A 12,857-nucleotide genomic window follows, 5' to 3' on the forward strand; every position below is an offset into this window, starting at 1 on the left:
TGATCTACAGTCCTCCTGCCAGTTCGTCGGCGACGTCCAGTACGTGTTTTCCGGCCACGGCGGGCAGGCATTTGCCCGTCACGGGTCCGATCCTGGCCGCCCAGCGCTCGGGCACGCCGCTCTCGCCCCGCATGGCTCCGGCGATCGCGCCGGCGATGGCGCCGATCGTGTCGGCGTCCCGGCCCAGGCTCACCCCGAACGTCACAGACGCCTCGACGTCGCCGTCCCCGGCCAGCACCGCCGCCAGGGCCAGCGCCACGGCCTCGGGGGCGACGTCGGTCCAGGGGTAGTGCCTGACGACCACGGCCTCGTGCAGCACCTCGACGAGCGCGGTCCCGTCGGCCGGGCCCGTAACCTGTTCCGTGGCCCGTACGACGTTGCGGGCCGTCCACGAGTCGGCGGGGATCACCGACAGCGCCGCTCGTACGACGTCCTGGACCGAGGCGCCGCCCATCGCGGCGGCCACGGCCCCGGCGACCGCGCGGCCGCCCAGGATGCCCTCGCCGGACCCGCTGACCAGCCCGTCCTGCTCCATCAGCCGGGCCGCCTCCACCGGGTCACCCGGGCAGAACACTCCGTACGGCGCCGCGCGCATCGCGAGCCCGTCCGACCAGCCGTGCGAGTGGACCAGCCCCGTCAGCGGCGGCTCCAGCCCTCGGCGAAGCGCTTCGACGGTGCCCAGCTCGGAGAACCCGGCCCCGCGCATGGGCCCGGCGACCAGGGGGATGATCTCCCGCCGGTACGCGGCGGCCACGTCGGCGGAGGTCAGCTCATGCCCGTGGCGCACCAGGAGGGACGCGGCGAAGATGGCGTACTCCGTGTCGTCGGTCCCTCCGCCCTCGATCTCCGTGAGCCGTCCCCACCGCCGCCGGATCTCCGACGGCGACAGGTTCTCGGCCGGAGCCCCGAGGGCGTCCCCGGCCGCGAGGCCGAGGAGACACCCACGGGCTCTATGGCGATAAGTCACCGCTGGTAACGCTCCAACACCTTGTTGCCGTCCTCGACCAGCTTCGTGGCCACCTGGTCGATGGTGATCTTATTGGCGAAGTACTCCTGGAGCACCGGGGTGGCGACCTTGGTCTTCCACTCGTCGAACCCGTTCACCTTGAGGAACGGCGCCACGACGAGGTTCTTGGCGGAGGCGGTGGCCACGTCCCAGCCGTTCTCCGCGGTGGTCATCGCCGGGTCGGCGGCGGCCGCCTGGGAGGTCGGCAGGAGCCAGTCACCCTTGGCGAGCTTGGCCTGGTTCGCGCCGTTCAGGAAGAAGGCGATGAACTTCATGGCCTCGTCCGCGTGCTTGCTGTCCTGCGCGATCGACAGCGTCTGCGAGACCGCGCCCTGCTGGGCGCTGGTGCCCTTCGGCGCGGGGAGCGTGACCCACTCGAAGTCCTTCGGAGCCTGCTCGGCGACCTGCTGGCGCAGGTACACGCCGGCCGGCAGCAGCGCGAACTTGCCCTTGTAGAAGGCCGGCAGCGGGTCCGCGGTGCCCTGGCCGAGCGCGGCCGGATCGGCGGACTCGTCCTTGTAGAGCTGGTCGTGGATGCGCTGGAGCACCTCGCGCTCCTCGGGCCCGACCTTGACCGTGGTCTTGCCGTCGGCCGTCTGGAAGAACGTGCCGCCGAAGTTGAGCGCCAGGTTGAGCGTCTTGTTGACCGGCGACTTCATCGGCCAGGCCACGCCGAAGTTGCCGTCCTTGGTCATCTTCTTCGCCGCGGCCGAGAACTCGTCCCACGTCCAGGGGTTGTCGGCGGTCGGGACGCGCGCGCCGGACGCGTCGAGCAGCTTCTTGTTGGCGATGATGACCTGCGACTCCTGCAGGAACGGCACGCCGTACACGCCCTGCTGGCCCTTGCCGTCGTCGAAGGTGACGGTGTCCCAGGCGGGCTGCGGGATGTCGCTCTTGAGCTCGGCGGGCAGCTTGTCCTTCAGGTCGAGCAGGTAGCCGTCGGAGGCGAAGCCGGCCAGCGCGGGCGAGTCGTTGTGGATCACGTCCGGCGCCGTGCCACCGGCGAACTGGGTGACGAGCTGGTCGTTGACGTTGTCCCAGCTGCCCTGGACGTAGGTGACCTGGATGTTGGGGTTGGCCTTGTTCCATTCGTCCACGAGCTGCTTGTTCGCGGCGACGGATTCCTTCTGCCACGCCAGGCTGAGGAAATTGATCTTTACTGGCTCGTTGGGGGCGGACGACGACTGCGTGCCGCCGCCTCCCCCGCCGCACGCGGCGGCGAGCGTGAGGATCGCCGCAGCCGCCAGAGCGGACGTGATTCGCATGTGAGCCTCCTAGCCCTTCACGGCGCCGGCCATCAGGCCGGACTTCAGTCGCCGCTGAATGATTGCGAAGAAGATCAGACTCGGGATCGTCGCCATGAGCGACGCCGCGGCCAGCGGGCCGAGCCTGGCCACCCCCTCTGGACCGGTGAACCTCACCAGCGTGAGCGGGAGTGTCATGACATCGGGGTTCTGCAGGATCACGAGCGCGAACATGAACTCGTTCCACGACGAGATGAACGAGAACAGCAGCGTGGCCACCACCCCCGGCGCCAGCAGCGGCGCGATCACGCTCACGATCGAGCGCAGCCGGGTCGCGCCGTCGACGGCCGCGGCCTCCTCCAGCTCGCGCGGCACCGCGCGCACGTACCCCTGCAGCATCCACAGCGCGAACGGCAGCGTGAACGTCACGTGCACGACCACCAGGCCGGGCAGCGTGTTCACCAGGTCCAGATCGCGCAGGATCATGAAGAGCGGAATGATGATCAGGATGAACGGGAACACCTGGCTGACCAGCACCCACCCGATCGCGATCCGGTTGAGCAGGCTGCGGTAGCGCGCCATCGCGTAGGAGGCGGGCAGCGAGATCACCACCGTGATCACGCTGCTGAACAGCGCCACGACCAGGCTGCGCAGCCCCGCGCCCACCAGGTCCTGCTCGCCGAACGCGTCGGCGAAGTTGGCCAGCGTCGGTTCGCGCGGGATCCACGTCGGGTCGGCCAGGGCCATCTCCCGCGGCGTCTTCAGCGCCGTCGACAGCAGCCAGGCCAGCGGGAACGCCAGGAAGACGATGTACGCGACCAGCGCCACGTACTGCGAGAAGCGCCTCATCACTTGGTCTCCCTCATCTGGCGCCCCAGGTACAGCGCGAGCACGGCCAGCACGACGATCGCCATCGCGAGGCCGAGCATCGACGCGTAACCGGCCATCCGGTACCGGAACGCCTCCTCGTACGCGAACAGCATCGGCAGCCGCGTCTGCCCGCCCGGCCCGCCCTGCGTGAGCACGTAGACCAGGCCGAACTGGTTGATGTTCCACACGAAGTCGAGCGAGGTGATCGCCACGATCACCGGCCGCAGCTGCGGCAGCGTGATGTTCCAGAACCGCCGCCAGCGGGTCGCGCCGTCCACCTCGCCCGCCTCGTAGAGCTCCTTCGGGATGCCCTGCAGGCCCGCCAGCAGCACCACCGTGGTCTGGGGCATGCCGGTCCAGATGCCGACCACGATGATCGCCGGCAGCGCGAGCGAGAAGTCGGCCAGCCAGTTGATGTCCGTGCCCAGCAGGCCGTTCAGGATGCCCGCGTCGGGGTGGTAGACGAGCTTCCACATCAGGCCGATGACCACCGGCGGCATCGCCCACGGCACCACCGCCAGCACCCGGGCCACGCCCCTGAACCGCAGGTTCTCGTTGAGCAGCAGCGCCAGGCCGAGCGCGGCCAGGAACTGCAGCACGGTCACGGAGACGGCCCAGATCGCGCCGATCTTGAACGACGACCAGAACTCGTCGTCGGTCAGCAACCTGCCGAAGTTCTCCAGGCCGACGAAGCTCGTCTCGTGGTTGCGGGTGTTGCGGGCGTCGGTGAACGCCAGGCCGATGCCGTACAGCAGCGGGCCCACGCTGAACAGCGCCACCGGCACCAGGGCGGGCAGCATGAGCAGCCACATCTCGCGCGTCTGGCGCGAGATCCGGCGGCGCTTGGCGCGCCGCGTCCCGCGCGGCGGCGCCGCTCTCGTCACGGTCGCCGTCACGCCATCTCCCTTTCGTCCGTACTGTGCTCATGTCCGGGCTCGTATCCGGGCTCGTATCCGGCGGTGGAGGCGCGGATCGCGAGCCTGGGCGGCACGGTGACCAGCCTCGGCTCGCGATCGCCGCCCTGCAGCCGCTCCAGCAGTAACTCGGCGGCGGCCTTGCCACGCTCGGCGGATCCCAGCGAGACGCTGGTCAGCGACGGCCAGGAGGCGGCGGCCAGGTCGGTGTCGTCCATGCCGACCACCGCCACGTCGTCCGGCACCCGCCGCCCCGCAGCCCGCAGCACGTCGAGCGCGCCGAGCGCGATCAGGTCGTTCGCGCACATGAGCGCGTCCACGTCGGGAACCCTGGCGAGCAGCTCCGCCACCGCGCGGCCCCCTTCCGCGCGGTAGAAGTCGCCGATCTGCACGAGGTTCTCGTCGTAGGGCAGGCCGAGGTCCTGGAGCGCCTCCCGGTACGCGGCCCCTCGGGCGGCTCCGGGGACGGTGTCCAGCGGGCCGTTGACCATGGCGATCCTGCGGCGGCCAAGCGCGTACAGGTGGTCGACCGCCAGCCTGACGCCAGTCCGGGAGTCTGCCCGTACGTTGTCCACGCGGGTGCCGTCGGGCACCGAGCCGATGATCACGACGGGGGCCCGGGCGGCGGCCAGCATCTCGAGGTGCGCCTCGGTGACCCGCAGCGGGCTCATGATCAGCCCGTCCACGTACCGCTCGCCCAGGCTGTGCAGCACGTCGATCTCGTCGGCCACGACGGCGTCGGTGGAGTGCAGCACGAGCCGGTAGCCCGCGGCCTTCAGCACGGGCTGGATCTCTCGGAGCATGGCCAGGTACGCGGGGTTGCCGACGTCGGCCATGGCGAAGGCGACCTGGTGAGTGCGGCGCGACTTGAGCGACCTGGCCACGGCGTTGCGCACGTAACCGAGCTCGTCGGCGGCCGCCATCACCTTGCGCACGGTCTCCTGCCTGGTCGGCAGGCCGTTCAGCACCCGCGAGACGGAGGCGATCGAGACACCGGCGCGCGCGGCGATCGTGTTGATCGTGGGTCCGTCGGCCAAGGCTGTCCTTCCATATCCTGTAAACGTTTACGGTCAAGAGACTGTAAACGTTTACGGTGTTTGGGACATGAAACATGCGCGTAACTTGGTGGGTCAAGTCACGATCGCATAACACCAGCTCAAAGCCCCTTTTCCGCAACTTCCCACCCTCCCCCGCCACCGCCACGCGCCGCTTGAGCACCGTGCGCGTTGCGCCGAGCACCACCGTCCCGCACCTCGCCGACCTGGCGCCCGATGAGCGGCGGCACCGACGCGACCGCGAGCCACCGCGATACACCCCCGCCACCACCGCGCCCATCGTGCACGGCGTCCGGTTTCAGCGGGCGGCCGTTCGAAAGGTGGGTCAGTCGTGGGCGGGGGTGGGGGTGGGAGTGGGGCTTTCCTCGGGGCCGCGGGCCGGGAGGCGGGTGAGGGTGCGGATGGCGGGGGCGCCGGTGAGGGCGACAACGGCGGCGAGGACCGCGGGGATGATCAAGGCGGTCGGGAGGGACGAGGCCTCGGCGACGTAGCCCAGGACGGCGGGGCCCAGGAGGAGGCCGCTGTAGCCGAAGGCGGTGACCATGGCGAGGGCGCGGCCGACGCGGCCCCCTGCGGCCCCGACCGCGCTGAAGAGGACCGGGACCACCGTGGCCAGGCCGACGCCCGCCAGTGCCCAGCCGGTCCAGGCGCAGACGAGCTGGAGGGCGTCCCCGGTCACGGGTGACACCAGGACCAGGAGGTAGCCCGCCGTGGCGAACAGGCCCGCGAGCTGGATGGTGCGGACCGAGCCGAGCCGGGCGCGGATGGGGTCGCCGAGCAGGCGGACGGTGGTCATGGCCACCGAGAAGATCGTGTACGCGAGCGGCGCCATGGCCGGGTCCGTCTCCAGCACCCAGCGGGCGTGCAGGGCGGCCCAGTCGATGGCGGCGCCCTCGCTCAGGTGCCCGGCGAAGGCGGCCAGGCCGAGCAGGGCGATCAGGCCCCAGGCCAGCGACGAGCCGGACGAGGCGCCGGTCTCGGAGGCGCTGGCGTGCGCGGGCGGGTCGGGGAGCAGGAGGCGGGCCGCCGGCAGGTACAGGAGGGGAACGACCAGCGCCGCCGCGATGAGCAGCCACTGGGCGTCCACGCCGGTCTGCAGCGCGAGCGAGGTGAGCCCGCCTCCGGCGGCCCCGCCCAGGCTCCACGTGCCGTGGAAGGCGGAGATGATCGGGCGGCCGTAGCGGCGTTCGACCTCGACGGAGTGGGCGTTCATGGCGACCTCGGTAACCCCCAGCCCCATCCCGAACAGCACCGCGAGCACCGCCAGAGCCCAGTACGAGGACGCGAGGGCGGGCCCGAGCAGGACCAGCCCCGAGAAGGGACCGGCGAACCAGCACACCCGGCGGCTGGACCACCGATCCACCAGCGGCCCCGCGACCAGCATCGACACCAGCGCGCCACCCGAGATCAGCAACAGGACGCTGCCCAGCCTGGCCGGGCCGAGGTCGAGCCGGTCGTTCAGGGACGGGAGCCCGGCGGCCCACAAGCCCATCACGAACCCGGCAAGGAAGAAGAATCCGAAAACTCCGGCACGAGCGCGTCTGGCGTCAATGAGCATTTTGTTCACGGCTAGAGCATAAACTGTGGTCCGTGATCGGTGCTACGACGAGTGGCGAGCTTCGCGCGCACAACCGGGTCCGGCTGCTGCGTGCCGTACACGACTGCGGGGCGACCCGCACCAGGTCGCAGCTGACCCGCGACCTTCGCCTCGCGCGGGGGACGGCGTCGGTGCTGGTGGCCGGGCTGGCGGAGGACGAGCTGCTGCACGAGGAACCCGCCAGGGAGCACGCGCGGGGACGCCCGACGCAGGTGCCGGGCCCGCATCCGCGCGGCCCGCTCGCCCTGGCCGTGGACGTACGGGAGGACGCCTGGGAGCTGGCGGCCTGCGAGCTCGGCGGCCGGACCGAGACGCTTGACCTGCGCCCGCACGACGGCACCCCCGAGGGCGTCCTACGGCCCCTGGGCGAGGCCGTCGCCGCGCACCGGCGCCGCCTCGGGCACCGGGTGGTGGGGCTCGGGGTGGCCTTCGCCGGACCCGTCCGGCACGGCGGCCTGGTGGACATCGCCCACCTGGGCTGGCGGTCCGTCGACGTCCCGCGCCTGCTCGGCCCGGACGTCCCGGCGCCCGTCGTGGGCAACGACACCGCCTTCGCGGCGCTGGCCGAGGCGCGCAGGGGGCGGCTGCAGGGCGTTCAGGTGGGCCTGCACCTGCACGTGGACTTCGACCTCGGCGGCGTCCTCGTCGTGGACGGGCGGCCGCTGGGCGGGGCGAGCGGCGCGGGGGCCGAGTTCGGCCACATGCCGCTGACCGGCGGCGACCGGCCCTGCCCGTGCGGCGCGGTGGGCTGCTGGAGCATGGACGTCGGCGCGAACGCCCTGCTCCGCCACGTCGGCCTCGCCCACGGCGGCGGCAGAGGGCGGGAGCAGGCCGAGCGGGTGCTGGCCACCAGCGAGGAGGCGGTCACGGCCACCGCCAGGTCGCTCGGACGCGGCATCGCGGCGCTCGTGAACGCCCACGACCCCGAGGTCGTGACCCTCTCCGGCCACGGCGTGGAGCTGCGCGAGCGCGCCGGGAAGGCGCTCCTGGCGGCCTGCGAGCCCGGCCTCATGGCCATCCGCCGCGACCGTCCGCCCCGGATCGAGGGCTCGGCGCTGGGCTGGCGGGGTGCGTTGGTGGGCGCGATGGAATCGGTGTTCGACGGCTTCCTCACGCCGGAGTGTGTCGAAATGTGGCGGGAAAACCGGCCTGACCAGGGTAGCGACACGCCCGAGCGGCAGAATGTGATGAATTCCACGCTGAAGGGGTGAAGCCGCTCCGGCCCGCACCCCTTCCGAGCCATGTTAGCGATCTTGCAGTGCCCGGCCAAGGGGCTGTACGCATGAGGGGGAAACCCGTCACGACCCGAGCGATCCGGGGGAAGCCCGCGTGAATCTCGAGCTCGCACTCCGCATGACCGAGGCCGCCGTCAGATGGGCGATCCGCGAAGGCGCGGTGATCTCCGTGGCGGTCGTCGACGAGGGCGGACATCTGGTGTCTTTCCAGCGTATGGAGGGTGCGGAGGTCGCCGGGCCGGGTCTCGCGCAGGGCAAGGCGTACACCTCTGTGGCCCTGCGCAGACCCACCGCCGAGCTGGCCGTGCGGACCGCTCCGGGAGGCGACCTGTATGGCCTGCCCAGGGATGGTTTCGTCTGCGTCGGAGGCGGCATCCCGCTCTGGGCGGACTACGGCGGGGGCGCGCGCGTGGTCGGCGGCATAGGGGTCAGCGGAGGCACGGTCACGCAGGACGTGGTGTGCGCGGAAGCCGCCGCGGAGGTCTGGCGGACACGTTGAGCGGCGCTTTTCGCAACACGAACCGCTGGTATCCGCCATGATTAGCCACTGCACCACGGGTTACAGAAGCCCGAACGTAAAACTCCCCGAGGAGAGAACAGAGATGGCACTTCCCACTCTCACCCCCGAGCAGCGTCAGGCGGCTCTGGCCAAGGCCGCCGAGGCGCGTGCGGCCCGCACCGCTCTGCTGGCCAAGGTCAAGGCCGGCGAGGTGACGTTCGCTCAGCTGCTCGAGCGCGACGACGACATCGCGAAGAAGATCAAGGTGTCGCAGGCCCTGCGCGCCGTCAAGGGCGTCGGTCCGGCCAAGGCCACCGCGCTGATGGAGGAGGCGGGCGTCGACGAGAAGCGCCGCCTCGGCGGCCTGGGCGCCCAGCAGCGTAAGAAGCTGGTCGACGCGCTCGGCTAAATCCCCCCGAGCGGCCAGGTCCGCGCGCGACGCCGCGCGGACCGGCCACCACCCCTCAACCAAGCAAGACAGCGACCGGACAAGACGGCGGGGACGGTCAGGAGCGCAGGTAGGTCAGGACGGCGAGCACCCGGCGATGCTGGTCGCTGTCCTCCGCGTAGAGGCCGAGCTTGTTGAAGATGCTCCTGATGTGTTTCTCCACGGCTCCGTCACTGATCACGAGCTGCCGTCCGATGGCCGGGTTGGACTTCCCCTCCGCCATCAGCCCGAGCACCTCGCGCTCCCGCGGCGTCAGCTGCGCCAGCGGATCGTCCTTACGTCTGCGTACCATCAACTGGGACACCACCTGCGGATCGAACACCGTGCCGCCCGCGGCCACTCGCCGCAGGCCCTCCAGGAACTCGTCCACGTCGACGACCCGGTCCTTCAGCAGGTAGCCCACCGCGCCCCTGGCGTCGGCGAGCAGATCGTCGGCGTAGGAGACCTCGACGTACTGCGAGAGGATCAGCACGGGCGCCCCTGGCACCCTGCGCCGCGCCTCGACGGCCGCCCTCAGCCCCTCGTCGGTGAACGACGGCGGCATGCGCACGTCGACCACCGACACGTCCGGCTTGTGCTCGGCGATCGCGCGCACGAGGGCGTCGCCGTCACCGACGGTCGCGACCACCTCGCAGCCGAACTCCTCCAGCAACCTGACCAGGCCCTCCCTGATCAGAACCGCGTCATCGGCCACGACTACCCGCACGGCACCTCCGCCACGATCACTGTCGGCCCGCCGTCCGGCGACTGCACGCTCAGCTCCCCGTCGATGGCGCGGAGCCGGTCGGCCAGCCCGGCGAGACCGTGTCCCTTGGCGACGTGTGCGCCGCCGACCCCATCATCCCCGATCGTTAGCATGAGGACGTCGCCGATGCGGGTCAGCTGGATCGCGCAGCTGGTGGCGCGGCTGTGTTTGGCGACGTTGGTGAGGGTCTCGGCGCAGACGAAGTAGAGGGCGTTCTCCACCGCGGCCTGGTAGCGCTCGACGGTCTGCACGTCGAGGTCGACGGGGACCGTGCAGCGCCCGGCCAGGGCGGCCAGCGCGGGCGCGAGGCCGCGGTCGGACAGGATGGGCGGGGCGATGCCGCGCGACAGCGCGCGCAGCTCGTCGAGCGTCTCGCGGGTGGCGGAGATGGCCGACTTGATCGTGGCCTGCGCCGCGTCGGGGTCCTTGGCCAGCTGCCGCTGCGCCCTGGACAGCTCCATGGCCAGCGAGACCAGCCGCTGCTGCGGCCCGTCGTGGATGTCGCGCTCCAGCTTGCGCAGCGCGTTGGCCTCGGCGGAGACGGCGGCGGCGCGGCCCTCGGCCAGGTCGTCGATGCGCTCCTGCAGCTCGGCCACGCCGGTCAGCAGCGCCCGGCCGAGCCCGGCGCGCAGCAGCGCGGCGCCGCGCACGGCGAACGGCAGGAACACCAGGAAGACCAGGCCGAGGCTGACGTAGAAGATCGAGTTGACGCCGTAGCCGTCGCCCAGGCCGAGCAGCTCGGGCAGCTCCACGTTTCCCGGGATCCGCGAGGTGACGATGCCGTACAGCGGATAGGTCAGGCCCACCAGGGGGAGCGCCCAGAACACCACCGTGAGCACGAACGACAGGATGGCGAACGGCAGGTTGAGGATGCCGTGCAGCAGGTCGAGCCAGGACTGCCCGCTGGTCAGCGGGTTGACGATCCGGCGGAACCGGCCCGCCCCGGGCGGCGCGGGCTTGTAGCGGGGCCGTACGGGCGGGCGATCGAGCACGTCGGACAGCCAGCCGCGCTCCGCGTCGGCGAAGCCCCGCGCGGCCATCAGATTGCCGGCCAGCAGCGGCACGCCCACCCACACGACCGCCGTGCCCACGCCGGCCGCGAAGCCGGCGATCATGATCACGAAGCCGATGACGGCCGTGGGGAAGCCGACGAGCGTGTAACGGGTGTCCAGGAGGACACGCCTGATCCGGGAGCGCATGTCCTTCACGGTATGGCCTGGCGTCGCGCGGCACGAGCGGGTGTACGGGTGTCTGGGGGTAGGGCCAGCCCTACCCCGGAGGGTCACGGGATCTCGACCACAAGACGGTGGCGAGCGGCAATGTGCGCGGGCACCCCCCGACGGGAGCCTTGAGCCATCAGTTCTGAGCGAATCGAGGCTCCCCCATGACCGTCCTGCTGGACCGCCCCACCGCCGCGCCACCCCGCACGGCAGGCGCCCGTACGGCGGTGCGGGACCCGTTCATCGATCTGCTGCGCGTCTTCGGCATGGCGCTCATCGTGTTCCAGCACTGGACGATCCCGGTGCTGACCTACGACGGCGGCCGGCTGACCACGGGGAACGCGCTGTCGACGCCCGGCGTGTGGGTGGTGACGTGGATCAGCCAGGTCATGCCGCTGGTGTTCTTCGCGGGCGGCGCGGCGAACGCGATCAGTTTCGCCCGGGCGGACAAGGGCGCGCAGCGGTGGCTGGCCACGAGGCTGCGCCGGCTGGCCTGGCCGCTGCTGCCGCTGGCGGCGGTGTGGATCCCGCTCCCCCATGTGCTGCTCTCGCTGGGGGTGCCGCCGCAGCCGCTGGAGACGGGCGCGCGGCTGACCGGGCAGCTCCTGTGGTTCCTGGCCGTCTACCTGATCGCCGTCACGGCCACCCCGTACGCGCTGCGCCTGCACGAGAGGTACGGCCTGCGCGTCCCCGCGGCGCTCGCGGCCGGGGCGCTGCTGACGGACGTGGCGCGTTTCTCGACCGGTTTCGAGGCGCTGGGCTACCTGAACATCGTGTTCGTCTGGCTGGCGGTGCACCAGCTCGGCTTCTTCTACGCCGAGGGCCGGCTGCCGCGGCCGTGGGCGCTGGCGATCGGCGGCTACGGGGTCGCGGCCCTGCTGGTGGCGTACGGCCCCTACCCGGGCAGCATGATCGGCCTGCCGGGCGCGGCGGTGTCGAACATGGCCCCGCCCACCCTCGCCATGCTGGCCGTCGGGGTCGGCCAGATCGGCCTGGTCACCCTGCTGCGGCCGTGGCTGCTGCGGCTGCGTACCGGCCGCCTGCTGGCCTGGGCCGGCCCCAGGATCATGACCGTCTACCTCTGGCACATGCCGGCCCTGTTCGCGGTGACCGGCGTCGTGGTGGTGCTGCTGGGGATCGACACGCCGCGGCCGGGCAGCGCGTTCTGGCTCGCCGGGTGGCCGCTCTGGTTCGGGCTGCTGTGCCTGGTGATGTGGCCGCTGCTGAAGGGGTTCCACCGGTTCGAGACGCCGCCCGCGCTGCCGTACGGGAAGGGTGGATGGGGCGGCACGCTCGCCTCGGTCGCGCTGATCGGCGGCGGGGTGCTGACGCTCACGGTGGGCGGGTTCGCGCCCGGCGGCGGGCCGTTCCTCGCGGTGCTCGCGCTGCTCGGCGGGCTGCTGCTGACGGTCCCGCGGGCGCGGGTGTGAGGCGCGGGTGAGGATCGCGAAACACCGCTGTCACACGCGGTTGCGGAGAATGTGACCCATGACGATTGTCCGAGCCCTTGCCGAGGCCGATCTCCCCGCCGTCGCCGACATCTACGCCCACTACGTGACCGGCAGCGTGGCCACGTTCGACGAGACGCCGCTCGGGCCGGACCAGTGGCGGGCCAAGGCGGACGGCATCGCGGGCGCGGGGCTGCCGTTCCTGGTGGCGGAGGTGGACGGCGCGATCGCCGGATACGCCTACGTCTCCCAGTACCGCCCCAAGCCCGCCTACCGGCACACGGTCGAGGACACGATCTACCTGGCGCCCGGCTTCACCGGACGGGGCATCGGAAAGCTGCTGCTCGGCGAGCTGATCAAGAAGACCGGCGAGACCCCCGCCCGCCAGCTGGTCGCGGTGATCGCCGACTCGGGCGACCCGGCCTCGACCAGGCTGCACAAGGCGTTCGGGTTCGAGGAGGCCGGGCGGCTGCGGGCGGTGGGATTCAAGCACGAACGCTGGATCGACACCGTGCTGCTTCAGCTCGACTTGCGATAAGGGGCCCTTACCGGTTCGACCACCCGGCAAACTTAGGC

Annotated in this window: 13 protein-coding genes; 5 read left to right on the forward strand and 8 right to left on the reverse strand. The window is 71.5% G+C overall.

Annotated features, from left to right (window positions below; all coding sequences use genetic code 11):
- Positions 1–4: 4 nt before the first annotated feature.
- The 6 genes from ABZS69_RS25150 to ABZS69_RS25175 all read right to left on the reverse strand — a co-directional run bounded on the left by ABZS69_RS25150 (position 5) and on the right by ABZS69_RS25175 (position 6,647).
- On the reverse strand, positions 5–967 hold the full coding sequence (locus tag ABZS69_RS25150) for an ADP-ribosylglycohydrolase family protein (protein WP_355376752.1): 963 nt from the start codon (positions 965–967) through the stop codon (positions 5–7).
- Positions 964–2,271, reverse strand: a complete 1,308-nt coding sequence (locus ABZS69_RS25155) for a sugar ABC transporter substrate-binding protein (protein ID WP_355376754.1) — start codon at positions 2,269–2,271, stop codon at positions 964–966. The genes ABZS69_RS25150 and ABZS69_RS25155 overlap by 4 nt, the downstream gene beginning before the upstream one ends.
- 9 nt (positions 2,272–2,280) lie before the next feature.
- Entirely contained in the window at positions 2,281–3,099 is an 819-nt protein-coding gene (locus ABZS69_RS25160) for a carbohydrate ABC transporter permease (protein ID WP_355376756.1), read from the reverse strand.
- Positions 3,099–4,016, reverse strand: coding sequence for a sugar ABC transporter permease (locus ABZS69_RS25165; RefSeq protein WP_355376758.1), 918 nt, complete (start codon positions 4,014–4,016; stop codon positions 3,099–3,101). Before ABZS69_RS25165 ends, ABZS69_RS25160 begins: the two co-directional genes overlap by 1 nt.
- On the reverse strand, positions 4,013–5,071 hold the full coding sequence (locus ABZS69_RS25170) for a LacI family DNA-binding transcriptional regulator (RefSeq protein WP_355376760.1): 1,059 nt from the start codon (positions 5,069–5,071) through the stop codon (positions 4,013–4,015). Before ABZS69_RS25170 ends, ABZS69_RS25165 begins: the two co-directional genes overlap by 4 nt.
- A gap of 343 nt (positions 5,072–5,414) precedes the next feature.
- Positions 5,415–6,647, reverse strand: a complete 1,233-nt coding sequence (locus tag ABZS69_RS25175; RefSeq protein WP_355376886.1) for an MFS transporter — start codon at positions 6,645–6,647, stop codon at positions 5,415–5,417.
- Between the two features lie 32 nt (positions 6,648–6,679).
- Here ABZS69_RS25175 and ABZS69_RS25180 point away from each other — a divergent pair, with 32 nt between their 5' ends.
- The 3 genes from ABZS69_RS25180 (at position 6,680) to mihF (ending at position 8,829) form a co-directional block, all read left to right on the forward strand.
- A complete protein-coding gene (locus ABZS69_RS25180; RefSeq protein WP_355376761.1) occupies positions 6,680–7,897 on the forward strand; it encodes an ROK family protein in 1,218 nt (405 codons plus the stop codon).
- Between the two features lie 118 nt (positions 7,898–8,015).
- Positions 8,016–8,420, forward strand: coding sequence for a heme-binding protein (locus tag ABZS69_RS25185; protein WP_355376763.1), 405 nt, complete (start codon positions 8,016–8,018; stop codon positions 8,418–8,420).
- 103 nt (positions 8,421–8,523) lie between these two features.
- Positions 8,524–8,829, forward strand: a complete 306-nt coding sequence (gene mihF, locus ABZS69_RS25190) for an integration host factor, actinobacterial type (RefSeq protein ID WP_355376765.1) — start codon at positions 8,524–8,526, stop codon at positions 8,827–8,829.
- A 97-nt stretch (positions 8,830–8,926) separates the two neighbouring features.
- Here the strand turns inward: mihF and ABZS69_RS25195 are convergent, their stop codons facing one another.
- Together ABZS69_RS25195 and ABZS69_RS25200 are read right to left on the reverse strand one after the other, a co-directional pair.
- Positions 8,927–9,574 carry a response regulator transcription factor gene (locus tag ABZS69_RS25195; RefSeq protein ID WP_355376767.1) on the reverse strand — a complete coding sequence of 216 codons (648 nt, stop codon included), beginning with the start codon at positions 9,572–9,574 and terminating at the stop codon, positions 8,927–8,929.
- Positions 9,565–10,812 (reverse strand): sensor domain-containing protein, encoded by a 1,248-nt coding sequence (locus ABZS69_RS25200; protein WP_355376769.1) that lies wholly within the window; start codon positions 10,810–10,812, stop codon positions 9,565–9,567. The genes ABZS69_RS25195 and ABZS69_RS25200 overlap by 10 nt, the downstream gene beginning before the upstream one ends.
- A gap of 185 nt (positions 10,813–10,997) precedes the next feature.
- Here ABZS69_RS25200 and ABZS69_RS25205 point away from each other — a divergent pair, with 185 nt between their 5' ends.
- Both ABZS69_RS25205 and ABZS69_RS25210 read left to right on the forward strand, forming a co-directional pair.
- A complete protein-coding gene (locus ABZS69_RS25205; RefSeq protein WP_355376770.1) occupies positions 10,998–12,263 on the forward strand; it encodes an acyltransferase in 1,266 nt (421 codons plus the stop codon).
- Positions 12,264–12,321: 58 nt separating this feature from the next.
- Positions 12,322–12,819 (forward strand): N-acetyltransferase family protein, encoded by a 498-nt coding sequence (locus ABZS69_RS25210; protein WP_355376771.1) that lies wholly within the window; start codon positions 12,322–12,324, stop codon positions 12,817–12,819.
- Positions 12,820–12,857: the final 38 nt, after the last annotated feature.

This window comes from Nonomuraea sp. NPDC005650 (assembly GCF_040605375.1).
Lineage (GTDB): Bacteria > Actinomycetota > Actinomycetes > Streptosporangiales > Streptosporangiaceae > Nonomuraea.